We start from the raw sequence: 20,899 nt of genomic DNA, 5'->3' as shown, positions 1-20,899 counted from the left end.
TCACCTATTTCAGCTTCTCCGCAGCCCCCAGGACAGCCTCACGCACCCGTCGTTTCGTGTCGGCGGTGCGCCGGAGCATCCCTGCCGAGGTCCGCAGCGTGGTCCAGCCCAAGGCCACCAGGTCTGCAGTGATCTCGGCATCCTTATCCCGCTGGCTGCGCTGCAGGTGGTGTTCCCCGTCGTACATGAGCCCGACCTTCAACCGGGGATCCGCATAATCGAAGACGGTGAGCAGGGTCCTGTCACGACGACGCTCACCCGGTGTGCCAACCGTTCCGTCGGTGTAGACGGGCACCTGGGAGGCGAAATTCGTCCAGGCGAGGTCGGCGACGGCTTCCCCGACAAGCAGGCGGAGGATAGTTTCGGGCCGGGATTCGGCCGCTGGGCAGCTCAGTGCCAGTAGTTTCCCCAGATCCCGGGAACAGTAGAGGCCGGTCAGCCCTGCCCGAACCTCATCGAGACCGTATTCGAAGCGGTGACAGAAACGATCGATGAGCTGCACGGACATGACGGTGGCTGATTCCCGCTCCAGATCGGCCAGGATGTCCCAGGCATGTTCCCTGTTCTTCAGCGACCGCAGGCAGGCAGCCAGGGTCTGCATATGGTCTGTGGCTGCAAGGGTGATCCCACCCACCTGGAGGATCTCAGCACGGTGGTGTTTCTTGCGGCGCCGCAGGGTGGGCTTCAGGGCGTCCACGGCCAGCTTCCGGTCGGAGGTGCACAGGACTGTCGTGTCAGCCCCGGAGGAGAATTCATCGAGTCCCAACACCGCCAGGGCAGACCACTCAGCAATGAGGGATCCGGGGCGTTCCCGGTGGTGGGCGAGTGCCCGCGGTACCGGCTCCACCCGGTAGGCGATGCCGCGTGGATGGTACCGGGCGTCGTGGCGGGCCAGGGCCTCGGCGCGGAGAGCTGACACCGGCACGACATGACCGGGTGAGGCGAGTACGTGGTTCTGCAGGATGGCGGGGAGGAGGCGGGGGTCGTCGAGAAGCACTTTGTGCTGGGCGGCGTAACGGGCGGTGAGTTCAGACAGTGGAGTAAGCATCACCACTGTTGGACCCGCCCACAGGCGCGGAGGTTCCCGGCGCACGGACGTATAGTGGTCACTCATGAGAACACTGCTGGTCACCGGGGGAGCCGGGTTCATCGGTTCGAATTTCGTGCACATGACGCGCAGGCGTTATCCCGGGGACCACATCATCGTCCTGGACAAGCTGACCTATGCCGGCAGCCAGGAGAATCTGGCGGGGACGGACGTGGAGTTCGTCGAGGGGGATGTGTGTGATGCGGGGCTCGTCGATAAGCTCGTGGCCCGGGCGGATGTGACCGTCCACTTCGCCGCCGAGAGCCACAACGACAATTCCCTGCGGGATCCGCGGCCGTTCGTGGACACGAACATCGTGGGCACCTTCACCATCCTGGAGGCCATCCGGAGGCACGGCAACCGCCTGCACCACATCTCCACGGACGAGGTCTACGGCGATCTCGGCCTGGACGACCCGGCGCGCTTCACCGAGAACACGCCTTATGAACCGAGCTCGCCCTATTCGGCGACGAAAGCCGGTTCGGATCACCTGGTGCGCGCCTGGGTGCGCAGCTTCGGCATTGAGGCGACGATCTCCAACTGCTCGAACAACTACGGCCCGTACCAGCACATCGAGAAGTTCATCCCCCGGCAGATCACCAACATCCTCGCCGGTCAGAGCCCGAAGCTCTACGGCACGGGCGAGCAGGTGCGCGACTGGATCCACGTGGACGACCACAACGCCGCGGTGCACCTCATCCTGGAACGCGGCCGCAACGGCGAGACCTACAACATCGGCGCCGACAACGACCACGTGAACAACAAGGCGGTCATCGAGTTGATCTGCGAGCTCATGGGCGCGCCGGGTTATGAGCACGTCGCCGACCGCCCGGGGCATGACCAGCGCTACGCCATGGATTCCACCAAGCTGCGCGAGGAGCTCGGCTGGGCCCCGGAGTACACCGACAATCAGACGGGCATGCGCGCCGGGCTGGAGCAGACGATCGCCTGGTACCGGGTCAACGAGCAGTGGTGGGCACCCGCGAAGCAGCGGGTGGAGCAGGCTTATGCGGAGAGAGGTCAGTAATGCACATCGAGAAGACCGACATTGTGGGCCTGCTGGTCCTGCGTCTGGACGTCCACAGCGACCACCGGGGCTGGTTCAAGGAATCCTGGCAGCGGGAGAAGATGGTCGCAGCCGGCCTGCCGGACTTCCGGCCGGTGCAGGCGAATGTCGCACACAACAACGAGGCGGGGACGACGCGCGGCCTGCACGCCGAGCCGTGGGACAAGCTCATCACGGTGGGCACGGGGCGGATCCAGGGCGGCTGGTGCGATCTGCGGGAGGGCTCACCCACCTTCGGTGAGACCGTCACCGTGGAGGTCGGCCCCGACACGGCGGTGTTCGTGCCGCGCGGGCTGGCCAACGGCTACCAGACGCTCGAGGATGACACGAGCTACCTGTACCTGGTCAATGACCACTGGTCTCCGGACGCCGCCTATGTCAACGTCTCCTACCGGCTCATCGACTGGCCGCTGGAGCCGACGAATGTCTCCGCCAAAGACGAGGCACTGCTTCTCGACGCCCCGCCCGTCCCCCCACGCCGCGTCCTCGTCACCGGGGCGGACGGCCAGGTGGGAAAGGCCCTGCGCAAGGTGTTGCCGGAGGCCGAGTTCGTGGGTCGGGCGGATTTCGATGTCACTGCTCCCCCGGCGCGCAACTGGCGGCAGTACTCCGCGATCATCAACTGTGCCGCCTACACCGCTGTCGATGCAGCGGAATCCGACCGCGCCGCGGCCTGGGCCGTGAACGCGCGGGGGCCGGCGCAGCTGGCGCGCATTGCGGCGGAGAACAATCTCACGCTGGTGCAGCTGTCCACGGACTACGTTTTCGACGGGGAATCCGACCGCCCCTACGAGGAGACGGATCCGGTCAGCCCCCTGAGCGTGTACGGCGCCTCGAAGGCCGCGGGTGAGGTGGCGGCCGCGACCGCGCCGCGCCACTACATCGTGCGCACCAGCTGGGTCGTGGGTGCGGGGAAGAACTTCGTGGACACCATGCGGGAGCTGGCGCAGCGGGGTGTCCGGCCGCAGGTGGTGCACGACCAGAAGGGCCGGCCCACCTTCGCCGACGAGATCGCCCGCGGCATCGCGCATCTGCTCAAGGCGGAACCGGAGTACGGGATCTACCACCTCACCGGCGCCGGCGACGAGGTCGGTTTCGATGAACTCGCCATGGCCGTCTACACCGGCCGGCAGCAGGATCCGGACATGGTGCAGCCGGTGAGCAGCGAGCAGTACTTCGCGGGGAAGGAGCATGCCCCGCGGCCGTCGAGAAGCACGATGAGCACGGCGAAGATCGAGGCAACCGGTTTCGTGCCGCAGAACTGGCGCGTCGGGCTGGCACTGTACGCGTTATGAAAGGCATCATTCTCGCCGGCGGATCGGGGACCAGGCTGTTTCCGATCACGAAGGGCATCAGCAAGCAGCTGATGCCGATCTACGACAAGCCGATGATCTACTACCCGCTGTCCACGCTGATCCAGGCGGGTATCCGGGAGATCCTCGTGATCACCACCCCGGAGGACGCCGATGCTTTTGAGCGGCTGCTGGGTGACGGCTCCCAGTGGGGGCTGATGATCGACTACGCCGAGCAGCCCTCCCCCGACGGGCTGGCCCAGGCCTTCCTCATCGGTGAGGAGTTCATCGGCGACGATGATGTGGCGCTGGTGCTCGGTGACAACATCTTCGAGGGCCACCAGTTCTCCACCTCCCTGGCCGAGTGCCGCAACCCGCAGGGTGGTGTCGTCTTCGCCTACGAGGTCTCCGACCCGGAGCGCTACGGCGTGGTCGATTTCGACGCCGACGGCCGGGCGGTGTCCATCGAGGAGAAACCGGCGCAGCCGAAGTCGAATTATGCGGTGGTGGGCCTGTACTTCTACGACAACCGGGTCGTTGACATCGCCCGTTCCATCCGGCCGAGTGTGCGCGGGGAGCTGGAGATCACCAGCGTCAACGAGGCCTACCTCAAGCTCGGGCAGCTGCACGTCCAGCGTCTGCAGCGCGGTGACGTCTGGCTGGACACCGGCACCTTCGACTCGATGAGTGAGGCCGCGGCCTATGTCGAGGTGATCCAGAAGCGCACCGGTCAGGTCATCGGTTCCCCCGAGGTCGCCGCCTACCACCAGGGTTTCATCGACGCCGCCACCCTGGAGGAGCTGGCACAACCGCTGTTGAAATCCGGCTACGGCGAGTACCTGCTCAATGTCGCACGCGACCGGTAGGGTGCTGGGCATGCCCACCCTCACCGCGCTGGTGACCGTCTACCACCGTATCGACGCCACCGAACTCACCCAGGCCCTGCAGTCCCTGGCCGACCAGACCCGCCCCGCCGATGAGATCGTCATCGTGGAGGACGGGCCCGTGGGTGCGGAGCTGCGGACGGTGATCGACGGTTTCGTTGCAACGCATGAACAGGCCCGCACCGTGGTGCTGGCCCGCAACGTCGGCTCCGGCAGGGCCTCGGCGGCCGGGATGGCGGCGATCACCACGGAACTGGTCGCGCGTCTCGACGCCGACGACATCGCCTACCCGCAGCGCTTCGCCACCCAGCTCGCCTGGTTCCAGGCCCACCCCGACACGGATGTGCTGGGCACCGCACTGGCCGAGTTCCACGTGGAACCATCCGAGATCGTCGCCGTGCGCTCCCTCCCCGAGACCAACGAGGAGATCGCGCGCTACGCGAGGATCAACTCCCCGGTGAACAACCCCTCCGTGATGATGCGCGTGTCGGCCGTGGCGGAGGCCGGCGGCTACCGCGATGTCCACCACATGGAGGACTACGACCTCTACGCCCGGCTGCTGTCCACCGGGGCGCGTTTCCACAACCTGCCGGAACCGCTGACGTATTTCCGCACCTCCCCCGCCCAGTTCGAACGCCGTACCGGTAGAGGCATGTTCGCCGCCGAGCGGCAGATGCAGCGCAACCTGGTCTCCTACGGGCTGATCTCCCGCCCGCGCTCCTGGTTCAACCTCGCCGCCCGCACCGCCTACCGGCTGCTGCCCACGGGGCTGCTCACCGCCGTCTACGGCAGGTTGTTCCACCGCTGACCCGCTCTCGCGATAGCATGTGGACCATCATGGACAACACCGATTTCCGGGACACCTGGCTGATCATCCCCTGTTACAACGAGGGAACGGTCATCCAGGACGTCATCGAGAACGCCAGGAAGACCTTCCCCAACATCGTCGCCGTCAATGACGGTTCGGCGGATGATTCCGCCGCACGCATCCACGCCGGCGGGGCCCACCTGGTCAACCACCCGGTCAACCTCGGCCAGGGCGCCGGGATCCAGACCGGGGTGGAGTACGCCCGCCGCCAGCCCGGCGCGAAGTACTTCGTCACCTTCGACGCCGACGGCCAGCACCAGGTCAAGGATGTCATCCGCATGGTCAACCGCCTGCGTAACGAGCCGGTGGACATCATCGTGGGCACCCGTTTCGGACGTCCCCGCGCCGCCGACGACCAGGTGCCCTGGATCAAGCGTGTCGTGCTGAAGACCGTGGTGCTCCTCTCCCCCACCACCAGGAGGCTGGGGCTCTCGGATGCCCACAACGGTCTGCGGGTCTTCAACAAGAAGGTCGCGGACGAGATGAACATCCGGATGAACGGCATGTCGCACGCCTCCGAGATCGTCGGCATGATCGACGACAAGGGGTGGCGTGTGGCGGAGGAGCCGGTGGACATCCTCTACACCGAGTACTCGATGAGCAAGGGCCAGTCGCTCATCAACGGCGTGAACATCCTCGCCGACGGAATCCTGGCCAGGAGGCTCTGAAACCCGACATGATCGCAACCCTGGTGCAGCTGCTGCTGCTCGCCGCCACCCTCGTGCTGGCGTTCTACTTCCTGACCAACCGCCGCAAGGCGCGTGCCAAGGCCGGTGTGAAGCTCGGCTTCGTGCTCTTCATCATCGCCGCGGTGTGGGCGGTCCTGCGTCCGGATGACCTCACCGTCCTGGCGAACTGGCTGGGCGTGGACCGCGGCACCGACCTGCTGCTCTACGTCGTAGTGATCGCCTTCCTGTTCACCACGATGTCCACCTGGATCCGTTTCCGCGAGCAGGAGCTGCGCTATGCCCGCCTGGCGCGCGCCGTGGCGCTGCAGAGCCCGGTGCTGCCTGCCCATGAGGTGGCCGACGAGGAGACCGCCACCAAGTGACTGCTCCGCGTCTCCGCGTGCCGACGCTCGCGTGGGTCCTGCTCGCCTTCATCCTCGTCCTCGTCTTCCTCGTGGGGTATCTCCTCGGCCAGCGCAGCGTGGTCACCACCGCCGCCCCGGAGGTTGCTGCGGCAGCGACTGAGCTCGCGGAGGTGACCCCCGGCACCCGCACGGAAGGCCCCGTTCCCGGTCCGGACGGGCGTTTCGACGCCACCATCTCCGGCCCCGGTTCGGAGATCACCTCCGCCGGGGACATCCTCAAGGTCCACCGCCGCGACCCGGCCGACCCCTTCGCCGTCGGGGCTCTCGATGCCCCGGTGGTCATCTCCGAGTTCTCGGACTTCGAGTGCCCCTTCTGCGCGCGTTTCGCCAACACCACCGGCAAGCTGCTGCTCAGCGACTACGTGGACCGCGGGCTGGTCCGCCTGGAGTGGAATGACCTGCCGGTCAACGGCCCGGCGGCGGAGGATGCCGCCCGTGCCGGACGTGCCGCCGCGGCGCAGGGCAAGTTCCGGGAGTACAAGACCGCTCTCTACACCGCCACCCGCGGTATCCAGGGCCATCCCGGGCACGACACCGATGATTTCGTCCGTTTCGCGGAGCAGGCCGGTGTGCCCGACCTGGAGCGTTTCCGTGCCGACGCCACCGACGGCACCTTCGACGAGGCCGTTGCCGCCGCGAAGGACTACGGCGCGGGCATCGGGGTGAACGGCACCCCCAGCTTCTTCATCGGTGAGCAGTTCATCTCCGGGGCGCAGCCCACCGAGGTCTTCGAGGAGCTGATCACCGAGGAGCTGGCCAAGGTCGCCCGCGGTGACGTGGAGGTCCCGGAGCTCAGGTGAGCACTGTCGGACTCTTCGGGGCGCTGGTGGCGGGGATTCTCTCGCTGGTCAGCCCCTGTTCAGCGCTGCTGTTGCCCGCCTTCTTCGCCTACGCCTTCTCCTCCCTGCATGCCCTGCTGGGCCGCACCCTGGTCTTCCTCACCGGCCTGCTGATCGTGCTGGTGCCGCTCGGGGCCGGGGCGGGCACGCTGGGGGCGGTGCTTGCCGGACACCGGAGCACACTGATCCTGGTGGGAGGCTGGCTGCTCATCGCGCTGGGTGTCTGGACTGGCCTGGGCGGCGGTTTCCGGATTCCGGGGCTGTCCGCAGGGAGGGTCCGCGGTACCGGGGCGGTGCCGATCCTGCTGTTGGGCATGGTCTACGGCTTCGCCGGTTTCTGCGCCGGCCCGCTGCTGGGGGCGGTGCTCACCACCGCAGCGGTGGGTGGTTCAGCGTTCTACGGTGGTCTGGTCCTGGGCGCCTATGCCCTCGGCATGGCCCTGCCCCTGTTCGTGCTGGCCGCATTATGGGACCGCCTTGACCTGGGCTCCGGGGCGCTGCTGCGGGGCCGGGAGATCCGGATCGGGCGGTTGCGCACCACTGTCTGGGCGGTGGTCTCCGGCGGACTGTTCATCGCTGTCGGCTGGTTGTTCATCGCCAGCCACGGCAGCGCCAACCTGCCGGGTCCGCTCAGCCTGGACACCCGCTTCGAGGTCGAGGCCTGGGCATCCCGGGCCGCTGGTGCGGTCTCCGACGTGATGTTCTGGTTCTGGGTGGCCCTGGCCGGTGCGGTGCTCACTGCAGTTGCGTTGGCCCGTCAGCTGCGTCGCAGGGAGAACCCCGGGGTCACTTCGGCTGCTGGCGGAAGTACTCCACGGTCTGTGCGACACCCTCAGTGATCGGGGTCAACGGCTCCCAACCCAGCACCTCCCGCGCACGACCGTAGGCCAGGGCAGAACGCGGCACATCCCCCAGGCGTGCCGGAGCGTACTCCGGGTCATCCGGCGCGCCCGCAGCCTGGGTCACCAGCGTGTGCAGCTGCCGGTCCGAGGTCTCCACCGCAGTACCGATGTTGAACCGCAGGCCCGACCCCTTCTCGCCTGCGGCCAGGTAGAACGCACGCACCACATCCCCGACAAAGACGTAGTCGCGGGTGTTGGAACCGTCCCCGAAGACCTTCGTCGACTCCCCCGCCAACAGCCGCTGCGCGAAGATCGCCACCACCCCGGCCTCACCGTGCGGATCCTGGCGCGGACCGTAGACATTGGCCGGGGCGATGTGCGAGCAGTCCAGCCCGTAGAGATGCCGGAAGGTGTTCAGGTACACCTCACCGGCGTATTTACTCGCAGCGTACGGGGAATGCGGATCCACGGCGGTGTCCTCGGAGACCGGGAAGGACTCCGGCACCCCGTAGATCGCCCCACCGGAGGAGGTGTGGATGATCTTGCGCACCCCGTGTTTACGGGCGGCCTCGGCCATGCGGATGGTGGCCAGGATGTTGGTCTGCGCGTCGTGGATCGGATCGGTCACCGAGTTGCGCACGTCGATCTGGGCGGCCAGGTGGAAGATGACCTCCGGGCGGTGGGTGGCGACCAGGGCGTCGAAGTCGACGTCGAGCAGGTCGGCCTCGATGAAGGTCAGCCGGCCGGTGGCCTGCGCGTCGGTGAGGTTGTCCAGCCGCCCGTGGGAGAGGTTGTCCACGACGGTGACGTCGTGGCCCTCGGCCAGCAGCAGGTCAACCAGATGGGAGCCGATGAAACCGGCGCCGCCGGTGACGAGTGTGTGCATAGATCCGCACTCTAGCAGCGGCGACCGGTCCCGTCGGGGAGATGCGCGCTAGTGGCCGCGCCTGATCCACTCCTCCAGGTGCGGGGCCTCCGCACCGATGGTGGTGTGGTCACCGTGTCCGGTCCGCACGATCGTCTCCGCCGGCAGATCCAGCACCGACTTCTGCAGCGACTCGATGATCGTCTCGAAGGAGGAGTACTTGCGCCCCGTCGCACCCGGACCACCCTGGAACAGGGTGTCACCGGAGAACAACTCACCGGCCTCCGGCAGATACAGGCAGCACGAACCCGGGGAATGACCCGGCGTGTTCAGCACCTGCATCTCCGCACCAGCGATCTGGAAGACCTGGTCATCAGCCAGATCCTCATGCGCCAGCCCCGGGTGGGTCTCATCCCACAGCATCTGATCGCCCGGATGCACCCAGATCGGGGCATCCAGCTTCTCGGACAGCTCCGGGGCCACGGTGATGTGGTCGTTGTGGGCGTGTGTGCAGATGATGCCGCGCACCTTACGCCCCGCGACCTTCTCGATGATCGGGGTGGCGTCATGGGCGGCGTCGATGATGAACACCTCCGAATCGTCACCGACGATCCAGATGTTGTTGTCCACATCCCATTCACCGCCGTCCAGGATGAACTTCCCGGAGGTCTCAACATGGTCGATACGAAGTCCGCTCATGTTAGAGGACCACCACCGATCGCAGGACGTCCCCACGTTTCATGGTGGAAAAAGCCTCCTCGACTTCCCCCAGGCCGATGCGCTCCGAGACGAACTTGTCCAGCGGGAACACACCGTTTTCGAACAGCTGGGTGTAGGCGGGGAAATCCCACTCCGGCAGGCAGTCGCCGTACCAGGCCGGCTTGAGGGAACCACCACGGCCGTAGAAGTCGATGGCCGGGATGTCGATGTTCGAGGTCAGGTTCGGCACACCGACCATGACCATGCGCCCGGCATGGTCACGGGAGTAGAAGGCCTGGCGCCAGGTGGGCATGATGCCCACCGCGTCGATGGACACGTCCGTACCGAAGCCGTCGGTCAGCTCACGGACCGCGTCGATGACCTCCTGCTCGTCCATGCCCTTGGAGACGATCGTGTGCGTCGCGCCGAATTCCTTGGCCTGGGTGGTCTTGCGCTCGTCGAGGTCCACGGCGATGATCTTCGCCGCACCGGCCAGCTTCGCGCCGGCGATCGCTGCCATGCCGACACCGCCGAGGCCGAAGACGACCACGGACTCACCGATCTGGATCTCACCGGTGTTCACCGCCGCACCGAGGCCGGCCATGATGCCGCAACCGAGCAGGCCGACAGCTGCCGGATCCGCCTGCGGGTTGACCTTGGTGCACTGGCCCTCATGGACCAGGGTCTTCTCCGCAAACGAACCGATACCCAGTGCCGGGGACAGCTCGGTGCCGTCGGCCAGGGTCATCTTCTTGGATGCGTTGTGGGTATTGAAGCAGTTCTTCACGTCACCCTTCTTGCAGGCGCGGCACTCCCCGCACACCGCACGCCAGTTGAGGACGACGAAGTCGCCGACCTCGACATGGGTGACTGCCTCGCCGATGGTCTCGACGATGCCGGCGGACTCGTGTCCCAGCAGGAAGGGGTACTCGTCGCTGATGTCGCCGTCACGGTAGGCCAGGTCGGTGTGGCACACACCGGTGGACTGGACACGCACGATGACATCGTTGGGGCCGGGATCCGGGATCACGATGTCGGTGAGTTCAACATCCGCCCCCTTGGAACGGGCGATGACTCCCTGAACAGTGGTTGTCAATGAATTCTCCTTCGTCAGCAAAGGCCCGCAGGCCCGTGTTCGCAGCCGAGCATACCGGTATTCCTCAGCGGCGGGCCCGGGACGAAAAATCCCCGCCGGCCAGGTAATGCCTGGCACGGCGGGGTGGGCGGAGGTGGGGATCAGGAACGGGCGATGGTGTTCGCGACGTGCTCGTGGCCGCGGTCGGTCATGTGGATGGGCATGTTGCCGGGGCCGGCGTGGAAGTCGATGATGCCTGCCCAGCTGCGCAGATGGTCCGGGGCGCACATGCCGTTGTCGCGGGTCGAGGGCTTCATGTCCACGAACTCGGTGCCGGTGGCATGTGCCAGGTCGCGCTGCATGTCCTGGGCCAGACGCTCCCAGTAGCCGACCTGCGGGAGGTAGGTCCGGTCCCGGATGCCCGCGCCGAGGTGGAGCAGACAGGCGTGGTCGTTGTCGGTGATGGTGGCGTAACCGACGATCTGGACGCGTGCGTTGGGGGCGGCGTTGCGGATGCGCTGGATCTGCGGGCGCAGCGCGTCAACGAAGCGGGCGCGCACCTGGTGCTCGTTCTGGTCGTTGTTGTTGTAGGTGTCGTTGAATCCGGTGCTGATGACGACGCGGGCGGTGGCCGGGTTCAGCGCGCCGGAGGCCAGTGCGCGGTCCACCTGGGTGGAGAACTGCGGACCCGGGGCGATGGCGGTGGTGCCGGCGCAGGAGTAGTCCCGCGGGACCAGGCCCAGCTTGTTCGCCGCCCGGACGCCGTAGTTGTTCTGGGAGGTCGGGCACTGCTGGAAGCTGCTGCCCGAGCTTGCCGACGAGCCGAGCGAGCTCAACGAGGAGCCCGAGCTCGCCATGCCGAGCCGGTTGACCAGGTATTCGGGGGTGGGGGTGTCGGCGATGATGGAGTCACCGAAGATCACCAGATTGCGCTGCTGGGCCTCCGAGGCGGGTGCGGCGGCGATCAGGCCGATGAGCAGCAGCAGCGGGGTGAGCGCCACCAGGAGACGGCGGGTGGCGAGCGAGGGGTTGAACATGTGGGTCCTTACGGTCCTTGGGTACCGACTTCGTAGGCACCAGTGTCCAGCATCAGCGAAAGTTTGTCACTCCAGTCACTTCAGCCACACCGGTACATCACGGAATGGTCACGGAACACTTTAGCGTGTCACCATATGAATGCCGCATCCGAGTGGAACTAATTAGACCCGAGAAACTATGGTTGTGGAAACCCAACCCTGAAGGAGCTTGTCCCGTGTCCCTCGCAGCCCGCTTCCGCGACACCGCGGTCACAGCCCGCGCCCTCGGCGAATTCCTCCCCGCGGTCCTACGCTCCGGCATCCTCGGCCTCGGCGGCGGCCCCGGCCAGGTCTCCGCCCTCGGCCGCTACTGGTTCACCACGGCCCGGGAGGTCGAGCAGGGACACCTGGCCACTCCGCACCGCATCGCGCTCATCGACGACGACGGCGAACTCACCTACCGCCAGCTCCGCGAGAACTCCCGCTCGGTGGCCCGCCACCTGGTCGGCCTGGACCTCGACGAGATCCGGCTCGGCGTCATGGCACGCAACGGCCGCGGCATGATCTACCCGCTGGCCGCCAAGGGCTACGCCGGCGCCGGCATCTACCTCCTCAACGTCGGCTCCTCCGCCGAGCAGCTCACCGGCTGCATCGAGGAGAACGGCATCAACGTCCTGGTCATCGACGACGAGTTCCTCGACCGCCTGGACCCCGCGGTCGTCGAGAAGCAGGGCGTCCACGTCATCATCGGCGACGCCAGCCGTGAACACGAGGACCACATCACCCTCACCGACATCGTCGAGCGCCCCTGGATCACCGAGGATGTCGCACTGCCGGTCATGCCGAAGCACGGGCCGATCGTGCTCATGTCCTCCGGCACCACCGGCATCCCCAAGGGTGTCATGCGCCCCGAACCGAAACTGCCGCTCGTGCTGGCCGGAATGCTGAAGAAGGTGCCGTGGCGCGCCGACATCCGCGTCCAGCTGCACGCCTCCATGTTCCACACCTGGGGCTGGGGCGCGGTCAACATCGCCCTGGCGGCCCGCGCGACGATCATCACCCACCGCCACTTCGACGCCGAGCAGGTGCTCCGGGACATCGACGACCACCAGCTCGAGGCCATGGTCACCTCCCCGATCTTCCTCAAGCAGTTCCTTGAGGTCAGCGACAACGAGAAGTACGACACCTCCCACCTGGAGTTCATCGTCTCCTCCGGCCACGCCCTGACCCCGCACCTGGTCGAGCAGGTCATCGAACGTTTCGGCCCGATCCTCTGCAACGTCTACGGCTCCACCGAGCTCACGTTGGCCTCCGTCGCCTCCGCCGAGGAACTCGCCGCCGACCCCAACACCTCCGGCAGGGTGGCCATCGGCACGCAGCTGAAGATCCTCGACGATGAGGGCTGCGAGGTCCCCGTCGGCACCATCGGCCAGATCCACCTGCGCAACTCCACCACCCTCACCGGGTACACCAACCCTGACATCCCCGTGGACAAGGTCGGCGACCTCGTCCGCATCGGTGACCTGGGATACCTCGATGACAAGGGGCACCTCCGCGTCCTCGGGCGCATCGACGACATGATCATCGTCGGCGGCGAGAACGTCTTCCCCCGCTCCGTCGACGAGGTCCTCGACGCCCTGCCCGGTGTCAGCGAAACCTTCTCCACCGGAGTCGAGGACGCCGAGACCTTCCAGCGCATCGCTACCTGGGTCGTCCGCGACTCCGGCGAGACCGGCCAGGCGCTGACCCCCGACGACATCCGTGACTTCGTCCGCGACAACCTCGCCGACCACTCCATCCCGCGTGACGTCCACTTCGTCGACGAACTCCCCCGCAACGCCACGGGCAAGGTCGTCCCCCGCCTGCTGCTGGAGAAGTAGGGGCGGGCCGGGCCGGCTCAGGATCAGCTCTCCACTACAACCTCCGCCACGTACTCATGCCCGCGGGCATTCAGGTGGTACGGAAGGTGGTACGGGCTGGCATTGAGATCGATGAGGCCCGCCCAGCCCCGCAGATGATCCGGGGCGCACATGCCGTTGTCCGCAGTCGAAGGCTTGAGGTCGAGGAACTCGACACCGGTGGCCACCGCCAGATCCTGCTGCATGCGCTGCGCGAGATCCTCGAACTGCCCGATCACGGGAGCATAGGTCCGGTCGCGCACACTACCGCCGAGATTGAACAGACACACATATTCGTCGTCCGCGATTGTCGGGTAGCCGATGAGCTGGATGCGCGCCTCCGGAGCCGCCCGGCGGATCCGCTCGATCTGCGGGACCATGACGGCCACAAAACGGGAACGTAGCTCAGGCCCCGGCAGGGCGAGGTTGTTGTAGGTGTCGTTGAAACCGAGCGTGATCAGGACGCGGTCGGTGGCGGGGTTGAGAGTAGCGTCGGCAAGCGCGCGGTCGACCTGGACCGCGAAGTCCTGCCCACCGAAGATCGACCTGCTGCCGGTGGCTGTGGCGCCGGCACAGGAATAATCCGCCACCTCCAGCCCCAGTTCTGCGGCAGCCTGGACGCCGAAGCTGCTTCTCGACGTCGGGCAGAACCTGCCCCCGATGAACTCCGAGGAACCCTGCTCAACCTTCCGGGCGAGGTACTGCCCCAGCGGTGGATCCGCGATGACGGAATCGCCGAAGATCACCAGGTTGCGCTGTTTCGCGGTTGCCTCCGGCGCGAGGAACCCTCCCGTGAGCGCCATCACCAGCAGAAGAGCCAGAGAGTGGCAGATGACGGAACGTGGGGCTGGTAACTGCATGCGGGACCTTCAACTGGGAATCAACTGCGGACTCCCAGTGTCTTACCACGGAGGGGCGTGGCTCTATTCCACCGGATAGGGGGCAGTGTGCAGTACCTGCGCCAGATGCACCGCATTCCGGGCGGCAGTGGCCGTGGTCTGGGCGATGATCTCGGGGACCTCATCCAGATCCTGATAGTCCACTTTCTGCATCGCCTCTCCAACCCAGTAGGTGCCGGCCTGCGCCGGGATGGTGAAACCGATGTCGTGGAGAGCCTGGGACATGTCGGTGTGGACCGGGTTTCACGTCGTGGTCGACGACCCGCACCAGAGAAGTCTGCGCTCCGTGATTGGCCAGCTCCGCCAGGACATGGCGTGCGATCAGTTCACTGCTTGAGGCGGTCGGTGAGGGGTTCAGCGTGCAGACAAGGGCAAGGGCGGAAAGTTCAGTCATCGTGCGACCCTTCGGTTGGCGTCTGCCCTCCATGGTGCCCGGCAATTCATGCGTGCGTTCTGGCATTCAGCTGGCCAGCAGCAGGACCGAGGAATCCGATGACGCAAGAGAAGATTGTGTTATTTTCTGGAGAATGGCTGCGGAGTTGGGCGGGAGCCATTGCAGAGGAGCTATCTTCGGGCTTTTGTTCGACTAAGAACAGGCCATGTCAAGCACTGCTGCTAACCTGGTGATTCCAGCCACGGAACGCCGGTAATAAAACTCGTTAAACAGAGAAAACCTTCCCAGCAGGTGCCCTACCAGCACTTCACCAGGCGGGAAGCCGAGTCGTTTCGTAAAGTCACGATAAGTACGACAAGGCGCGATTCAGAATCACCATCATATTTGTGCGCCTTCAGCACTTACCAGAATAAAGGAATGCGGAATGAGCATTGATCAGACTATCCAGAATCTTGCGGCGCGGATCCGCGAGCTGAAGCCGATTATCGAAACCGAAGAGGCAACGAAAACCGCATTCGTCATTCCCTTCATCAATGACGTCCTCGGCTACGACGTCACTGACCCCCGGGAAGTGATCCCCGAGTACATCGCAGACATCGGCAAGAAGAAGGGCGAGAAAGTCGACTTCGCCATCAAATCCGGTACCGACTTCCGATTCCTGATTGAATGCAAGAAAATCGGCGAACCGCTCCACCTGGATCATGCGACCCAGCTGATCCGGTACTTCAATGTCACCGACACAGATTTCGCGATTCTCACTAATGGTGAAGTGTACGAATTCTATGCCCAGCTGGATGAAATGAACCGTATGGACGAGCGTCCGTTCATGACGCTCGATCTGGCCAACGTGGACAACCGAGTGTTCCCGCACCTGGAGATGTGCACGAAGCAGCAGTTCGACTCCGACACCATCAATGCCAGTGCAGAAGAACTGAAGTACGTGGCTGAGATCAAGAAGGTGCTTGCCTCTCAGTTCCGGGAACCCGACGCCGAATGGGTCAAAACGATCGCATCACGGGTAACCACGCGCCGACTCACAGCCAATGTCATGGAGACCTTCACTCATCTGGTGTCCACCGCAGGCTCCCAGTTCCTCCGCGACGAAGCAAACCGCCGTCTCCGTTCTGCCCAGGACCTTGAGGAACCGCTGAAGCCTCTCGAGGACAGCGTCCTGGAGGACTCGACACCCGTAGAGGCCGAAGAAATTGAGCTGCCAAACGACGGCATCACCACTACCGAGGAAGAACTCCAGGCTTTCGGGATCATCCGCGCCATCTGCTGCGTCGACGTTCCTGCCACCGACATCACCATCCGGGACGCCAAGAGCTACTGTGGGATCCTCTACCAGGACAACAACCGCAAGCCGATCGCCCGGTTGTTCTTCGACCGTAAGATCCCCCGGATCGTCATCTTCGACGAGAACCGGGAAGAGCAGGCCTTCGACATGGAGAGCATCGAGGACATCTACACATACGCCGATCACCTCCGGGCTCGAGTCCGCAGCCTGCAGATGTCCTAAGTTGCGTAGCACGAATACCCGGGAAAGACGCAGTCAATCGGCAGTCGGTGTGCCCGAATTGCGCCCGGACCCCTCAGGAACTTGACCTACGGAGAAACCCCCTCCACCTGTTTCAGCAGGTTGAGGGGGTTTCTGTGTGGAGCCGCCTAGGAGAATCGAACTCCTGACCTTCTCATTACGAGTGAGACGCTCTACCGACTGAGCTAAGGCGGCGTGGTGCTGTATCCAAATCTGTGCAGTCATCTGCGCAAACAGTACCGAGGGGACATTCTAGCGCACTGCGGTGGAGCCGAGAAATCGCGGTGTGCCAGAAAAGTATCCGGCCAAAACCTCAGGAGACCTCGCACGCCAGCCGGATGCGGCCGAGCATGCCGTCGATGGCGATGGTCGGGGTGACGTTGACGCTGATGTGTTCCCGGGCCTTCGTCACCGCGTCCAGGCACTCGACCAGGCCCGGTTCGGTCACCCGCTCGGCCAGGTCGCTGGCCAAGCCCCCGAAGTCGGGGTGGGTCAGTTGGACGTCGGCCCCCACGGCAAGCATGAGGGCATCGCGGTAGAGGCCGGCGAGGTCCACGAGGGCGAGGTCGAGGAAGTCGCGGTTGCGGCGGTTGCGGCGCATCTTCTGCTTCTTCTCCAGGTCCTTGACCATGCCGGCGGAGCCGTCCATCACCCTCTGGGTGCCCTTGCCGCGCCCGCCTTTGCCCAGGGCGCGTTCCAGCTCGGCGAGTTCCCCGGCGTCCTGTTCGTCACTCATGGACTTGACCTGCTTGTCCACGTTCTTCAGGAAGGCGGTGGAGGCCTTGAATGCCTCATCGTGGTGGAAGACCATCTCGGCGAGGTTGAGGATGCTGGCGCGACGCTGCTGCGCGTCCGCATCAGAGACCAGTCGGCGGGCGCGCCCGATGTGCCGGTTGGAGGCGACAGCCGCCAGGCGGGCGTCCTCGGGGGTGGCACCGCATTCGTCGATAAGCAGGGAGACGATGTGGTCGATCGAGGGGTACGGAATATAGAGGTGGCGGCAGCGGGAACGCAGTGTCGGGGAGAAGTCCTCCGGGTCGATGGAGGGGGCGCACATGATGATGACGGTGTGGGCCGGAGGTTCCTCCACCACCTTGAGGATGGCATCCGCGGCCTCGGAGGTGAACCGGTCCGCATCCTCGATGATGATGACCCGCCAGGGGGCGACGGTGGGCATCTTCACTGCCTCGGTACGCATCTCCCGCATCGGTTTGATGCCGATGGAGAGCTCGGCGGGCACGATGTGGAGGACGTCGGTGTGGGAGTCGGCGAAGACGTCATGGCAGTTGCGGCAGCGGCCACAGCCGGGTTCGGTGGGGTCGGTGCACTGGAGGGCCGCGGCGAAGTTGAGGGCGGCCACGGAGCGTCCGGAGCCGGGCGGCCCGGTGAAGATCCAGGCGTGCGCCATGGCGTTGCCGAGTTCGTGCGCCTCCCCCCGGATGAAGGCACGGGCGGCGGTGGCGGCGGCGAGCACGGTGTCCCGGACGGATGGGGTGTCGGCGAGACGGCTGGCAACGGTGTTCACCCCACCCACCCTATTCGGCACGCTCAAGCGGTGCCTACGTGGGAGGGGTGGGGAGGTTAGAGTAAGGAACCATGAGTCGACTTTTGCGGGCGGTCAGGTGGCTGTGGGGCACGTCGTGGCCCCTGTATGCCGCTGTGGTGCTCGCGGCCAACGTCATCGGCGCGTTGGCGATCATGCTGTTCGTACGTTTCCTCATCCCGATGCCGGAGGTGCGTGGCTTCACCGCCGATGTCCCGCACCTGGAGGTCATCGGGCTGACGTATCTGGCATTCGCGGTGATCGTCGCCGTTGTGGCCACACTGCTGCTGTTCCGGCCTGTGCTGGAGTGGCAGCGCAACCCGGATGACCACGACCCGAACATGGTCCGCAACCTGGTGATGCGTCTGCCGGTGTATCAGGCGGTGGTCTGTGCCGTGGTGTGGGTGATCGGCATCGCGATCGCGGTGGTGGTGGCCTCGTCCTCCAGTTGGCGTCTGGCGCTGGTCATCGGTCTGGCGACGGCGCTGACGGGCATGGTGATTGTGCTGATCACCTACCTGCTGGCGGAGCGTCTCGTGCGTCCCGTGGCGGCCTCCGCACTGGCACGGCGTTTCGAGGACTCCACCCTGGAACCGCCGATCACCCAGCGGCTGCGGATGACCTGGCTGATGACCACGGCCCTGCCGCTGGTGGGCCTCCTGCTGATCGTCCTGGGCCAGAAACTCGGCTTCTTCACCGACAACGCCGCGGACATCATCCCGGCGGTCGTGGCGCTGGCGGGGGCTGCCCTGTTGACCGGTTTCGTGGGCACGAGCTTCGCCATCATGAGTGTGGTGGACCCGATCCTGGAGCTGCAGGAGGCCATCAACCGGGTGCGCCGTGGCGACACCGACGCCGAGGTGGACATCTACGACGGCTCCGAGATCGGTGTCCTGCAGGCCGGTTTCAACGAGATGATGCGCGGTCTGAAGGAACGCCAGCGGGTACGCGACATCTTCGGCCGCTACGTCGGCATCGAGGTGGCCAAGCGAGCCCTGGAGGAGCGCCCCACCCTCGGTGGGGAGGACCGCAAGGTCGCCGTCCTGTTCGTCGACGTCATCGGTTCGACGACCTTCGCGGTGAACCACTCGCCGGAGGAGGTCGTCGAGGAGCTGAACAAATTCTTCGAGCACGTGGTCACGGTGGTGCACCGCAACAAGGGCATCATCAACAAATTCCAGGGTGACGCCGCGCTCGCCGTTTTCGGGGCCCCCATCGGGCTGCCCGACGCCACCTCCCATGCCCTCACCGCCGCCCGCGAGCTGCGGCAGGAGCTCAAGGGCATGGAGCTGCAGGCCGGCATCGGCGTGGCCGCGGGCCACGTCGTCGCCGGCCACATCGGTGGCTCGGACCGTTTCGAGTACACCGTCATCGGTGACGCCGTGAACTCCGCGGCGCGCCTGACCGACCTGGCCAAGGACACCCCGGGCCGGGTGCTCACCAACGCTGCCACGCTGCGGGGGGCGAACGAGGCCGAGCAGGCCCGCTGGACCGTCATGAAGTCGGTGGAGCTGCGCGGGCGCCGGGAGATGACCCAGCTGGCCCGCCCCATCCGCGCGACGATGGCGGACCGTTCCTGAGATGGAGAAACTGCAGCCCCGCAGGCTTGTCCTGCTTGTCACAGGCATGTTGTTCATGGCCTTCGGCATCGCCCTGTCGGTGCGCAGTGACCTGGGCACCACCACGATCTCCTCGCTGCCCTATGTCCTCAGCCTGATCAGCCCGCTCACGCTGGGGATGACCACGATCATCTTCAACATCGGCCTGGTCCTGATCCAGGTCCTGCTGCTGCGGAGCCGTTTCCAGGCCTTCCAGCTGCTGCAGATCCCCCTGGCGGTCGTGTTCGGCCTGTTCAATGACCTCGCCCTGTGGCTGACCTCCTGGGTCACCTATTCCGCGTACTGGCAGCAGTGGCTGATCGTGCTCATCGGCCTGCTTCTGCTGAGCACGGGTATCTGCTTCCAGATCTCCGCGAACACTCTCATGCTCGCCGGGGAGGCGGTGGTCCTGGCGATCAGCACGGAGCTGTCCCGGGTGTTCGGCAAGCGGCGTCTGTTCGTCTTCGGCCACGTCAAAATCGGTTTCGACCTCATCACCGTGATCTCCGCCATCATCCTCGGGCTGCTGTTCGCTGGCGCGGTCGTCGGCGTGCGTGAGGGCACCGTCGCCGCGGCCTTCCTCATCGGCACGATCGTCAAGCGGGTCCAACCCGTGATCGGCCCGCCGCTGGTGCGATTCCGCGGCGGGGCCTAGCCTGCCGACGCCCCGTTGTCCCGGGACGTGCGCCGCGTCAACCCGTCGACCATGAGGACGTTGCCGATGACACTGGCGGCGGTCATGGTGGCGTCGAGAAGCCGGTGACCCGGTTTGTCGCCGGTGAACACGGTCTCGCGCAGCAGGGCAATGCCTTCGGCACCGAGCAGCAGGTTGCCCGCGTGCCCGAGCCCCTTAGCGGGGGTGGAACCGTCCTGCAGGGCCGGGTCGTCCGCGAGGGTCGAAGTCGCGGAGACGAAGACACCGGCCAGGACAGCCGGGGCGATGAGCTGCTTCTTCCGCCACACGGCCAACCCCACACCGGTTGTCCAGGCCGCCGCCCGCAGGGCCACCCGGCCCGCGGAGGGGCGTGCCCCGTGGGAGACCAGCGCCGCGGAATAGGCGGCGTGGTTGGCGGCGAGGCCGAACATGCCCAGCACCGGGGTCTTCTCCGGCCGCCGCAGCTTGACGACACTGCCCACCAGTCCCCCGGCCATCCCCGCCAGCAGGACCGGTTCCCGGTTCGTGCGCAGGATGGTGGCGGCCAGCAACGGATGGAGGAAGGGGGTGACCACCGACCGCACCCGCTGCCAGCGGAAGATGTTCGACCAGGCGACGAGTTCACCGAGGCTGAGGTAGGCGAGGCGCTCCGGTTCCCGGAGGCCGGTGGTGACGGAGGCGAAGAGGGCCTCGGCGCCATCCTGGGTGTGGGTGACCATACGATTCATGGCCCCCACCCTAGCGACGGG

20 protein-coding genes, 1 tRNA gene and 1 pseudogene are annotated in these 20,899 nt (G+C 65.8%); 12 read left to right on the top strand and 10 right to left on the bottom strand.

Translation table 11 applies throughout. The features are described 5' to 3' along the window. Positions 1-4: 4 nt before the first annotated feature. Complete coding sequence (locus tag NYP18_RS01570; RefSeq protein ID WP_259426367.1) at positions 5-1,114, bottom strand: putative endonuclease domain-containing protein; 1,110 nt, start codon at positions 1,112-1,114, stop codon at positions 5-7. Between NYP18_RS01570 and rfbB the strand changes: the two genes are divergently transcribed. The 8 genes from rfbB to NYP18_RS01530 are packed head-to-tail and all read left to right on the top strand — an operon-like array spanning position 1,113 to position 7,968. Next, positions 1,113-2,114: a dTDP-glucose 4,6-dehydratase gene (rfbB, locus tag NYP18_RS01565; RefSeq protein ID WP_259426366.1), complete on the top strand. Its 1,002-nt coding sequence runs from the start codon at positions 1,113-1,115 to the stop codon at positions 2,112-2,114. The genes NYP18_RS01570 and rfbB overlap by 2 nt on opposite strands. Continuing rightward, positions 2,114-3,448, top strand: coding sequence for a dTDP-4-dehydrorhamnose reductase (gene rfbD, locus NYP18_RS01560; protein ID WP_259426365.1), 1,335 nt, complete (start codon positions 2,114-2,116; stop codon positions 3,446-3,448). The genes rfbB and rfbD overlap by 1 nt, the downstream gene beginning before the upstream one ends. Further along, positions 3,445-4,311 (top strand): glucose-1-phosphate thymidylyltransferase RfbA, encoded by an 867-nt coding sequence (gene rfbA / locus NYP18_RS01555; RefSeq protein ID WP_259426364.1) that lies wholly within the window; start codon positions 3,445-3,447, stop codon positions 4,309-4,311. Before rfbD ends, rfbA begins: the two co-directional genes overlap by 4 nt. Before the next feature lie 10 nt (positions 4,312-4,321). After that, a complete protein-coding gene (locus NYP18_RS01550; protein WP_259426363.1) occupies positions 4,322-5,137 on the top strand; it encodes a glycosyltransferase in 816 nt (271 codons plus the stop codon). Between the two features lie 29 nt (positions 5,138-5,166). Further along, on the top strand, positions 5,167-5,865 hold the full coding sequence (ppgS, locus tag NYP18_RS01545) for a polyprenyl-phospho-N-acetylgalactosaminyl synthase PpgS (protein ID WP_259426362.1): 699 nt from the start codon (positions 5,167-5,169) through the stop codon (positions 5,863-5,865). A gap of 8 nt (positions 5,866-5,873) precedes the next feature. Further along, the gene (locus NYP18_RS01540) at positions 5,874-6,248 is read left to right on the top strand and encodes a DUF2304 domain-containing protein (protein ID WP_259426361.1); all 375 of its coding nucleotides are present in this window, start codon (positions 5,874-5,876) and stop codon (positions 6,246-6,248) included. Beyond that, positions 6,245-7,090, top strand: a complete 846-nt coding sequence (locus NYP18_RS01535) for a DsbA family protein (RefSeq protein ID WP_259426360.1) — start codon at positions 6,245-6,247, stop codon at positions 7,088-7,090. The genes NYP18_RS01540 and NYP18_RS01535 overlap by 4 nt, the downstream gene beginning before the upstream one ends. Further along, positions 7,087-7,968 (top strand): cytochrome c biogenesis CcdA family protein, encoded by an 882-nt coding sequence (locus tag NYP18_RS01530; RefSeq protein WP_259426359.1) that lies wholly within the window; start codon positions 7,087-7,089, stop codon positions 7,966-7,968. The genes NYP18_RS01535 and NYP18_RS01530 overlap by 4 nt, the downstream gene beginning before the upstream one ends. Here the strand turns inward: NYP18_RS01530 and NYP18_RS01525 are convergent. The 4 genes from NYP18_RS01525 to NYP18_RS01510 form a co-directional block, all read right to left on the bottom strand. Then, a complete protein-coding gene (locus tag NYP18_RS01525; protein WP_259426358.1) occupies positions 7,916-8,857 on the bottom strand; it encodes an NAD-dependent epimerase/dehydratase family protein in 942 nt (313 codons plus the stop codon). The genes NYP18_RS01530 and NYP18_RS01525 overlap by 53 nt on opposite strands. Positions 8,858-8,905: 48 nt before the next feature. Beyond that, positions 8,906-9,535: an MBL fold metallo-hydrolase gene (locus NYP18_RS01520; RefSeq protein ID WP_259426357.1), complete on the bottom strand. Its 630-nt coding sequence runs from the start codon at positions 9,533-9,535 to the stop codon at positions 8,906-8,908. Between the two features lies 1 nt (position 9,536). After that, positions 9,537-10,631: an S-(hydroxymethyl)mycothiol dehydrogenase gene (locus tag NYP18_RS01515; protein ID WP_259426356.1), complete on the bottom strand. Its 1,095-nt coding sequence runs from the start codon at positions 10,629-10,631 to the stop codon at positions 9,537-9,539. A gap of 140 nt (positions 10,632-10,771) precedes the next feature. After that, complete coding sequence (locus tag NYP18_RS01510; protein ID WP_259426355.1) at positions 10,772-11,647, bottom strand: GDSL-type esterase/lipase family protein; 876 nt, start codon at positions 11,645-11,647, stop codon at positions 10,772-10,774. Positions 11,648-11,862: 215 nt separating this feature from the next. Between NYP18_RS01510 and NYP18_RS01505 the strand changes: the two genes are divergently transcribed. Next, a complete protein-coding gene (locus NYP18_RS01505; RefSeq protein WP_259426354.1) occupies positions 11,863-13,506 on the top strand; it encodes an AMP-binding protein in 1,644 nt (547 codons plus the stop codon). Between the two features lie 23 nt (positions 13,507-13,529). Here the strand turns inward: NYP18_RS01505 and NYP18_RS01500 are convergent, their stop codons facing one another. Both NYP18_RS01500 and NYP18_RS01495 read right to left on the bottom strand, forming a co-directional pair. Next, the gene (locus tag NYP18_RS01500) at positions 13,530-14,384 is read right to left on the bottom strand and encodes a GDSL-type esterase/lipase family protein (protein ID WP_259426353.1); all 855 of its coding nucleotides are present in this window, start codon (positions 14,382-14,384) and stop codon (positions 13,530-13,532) included. Between the two features lie 63 nt (positions 14,385-14,447). Beyond that, positions 14,448-14,817, bottom strand: a pseudogene (locus NYP18_RS01495) (hypothetical protein). Between the two features lie 424 nt (positions 14,818-15,241). On the opposite strand from NYP18_RS01495, the gene NYP18_RS01490 reads away from it, so the two are divergent. Continuing rightward, positions 15,242-16,336, top strand: coding sequence for a type I restriction enzyme HsdR N-terminal domain-containing protein (locus NYP18_RS01490; RefSeq protein WP_259426352.1), 1,095 nt, complete (start codon positions 15,242-15,244; stop codon positions 16,334-16,336). Positions 16,337-16,473: 137 nt separating this feature from the next. On the opposite strand, the gene NYP18_RS01485 is transcribed toward NYP18_RS01490, so the two are convergent. Then, positions 16,474-16,549, bottom strand: a tRNA-Thr gene (locus tag NYP18_RS01485). Between the two features lie 118 nt (positions 16,550-16,667). Continuing rightward, on the bottom strand, positions 16,668-17,879 hold the full coding sequence (locus NYP18_RS01480; RefSeq protein ID WP_259426351.1) for a DNA polymerase III subunit delta': 1,212 nt from the start codon (positions 17,877-17,879) through the stop codon (positions 16,668-16,670). 71 nt (positions 17,880-17,950) lie between these two features. On the opposite strand from NYP18_RS01480, the gene NYP18_RS01475 reads away from it, so the two are divergent. Both NYP18_RS01475 and NYP18_RS01470 read left to right on the top strand, forming a co-directional pair. After that, positions 17,951-19,477, top strand: coding sequence for an adenylate/guanylate cyclase domain-containing protein (locus tag NYP18_RS01475; RefSeq protein ID WP_259426350.1), 1,527 nt, complete (start codon positions 17,951-17,953; stop codon positions 19,475-19,477). A 1-nt stretch (position 19,478) separates the two neighbouring features. After that, positions 19,479-20,150, top strand: a complete 672-nt coding sequence (locus NYP18_RS01470; protein ID WP_259426349.1) for a YczE/YyaS/YitT family protein — start codon at positions 19,479-19,481, stop codon at positions 20,148-20,150. Here the strand turns inward: NYP18_RS01470 and NYP18_RS01465 are convergent. Further along, entirely contained in the window at positions 20,147-20,878 is a 732-nt protein-coding gene (locus tag NYP18_RS01465; protein WP_259426348.1) for a lysoplasmalogenase family protein, read from the bottom strand. The two genes, NYP18_RS01470 and NYP18_RS01465, sit on opposite strands and share 4 nt — an antisense overlap. Between the last annotated feature and the right edge of the window lie 21 nt (positions 20,879-20,899).

The organism is Corynebacterium lemuris (assembly GCF_024919295.1).
Lineage (GTDB): Bacteria > Actinomycetota > Actinomycetes > Mycobacteriales > Mycobacteriaceae > Corynebacterium > Corynebacterium lemuris.
This window is presented reverse-complemented; position numbering and strand designations above follow the sequence as displayed.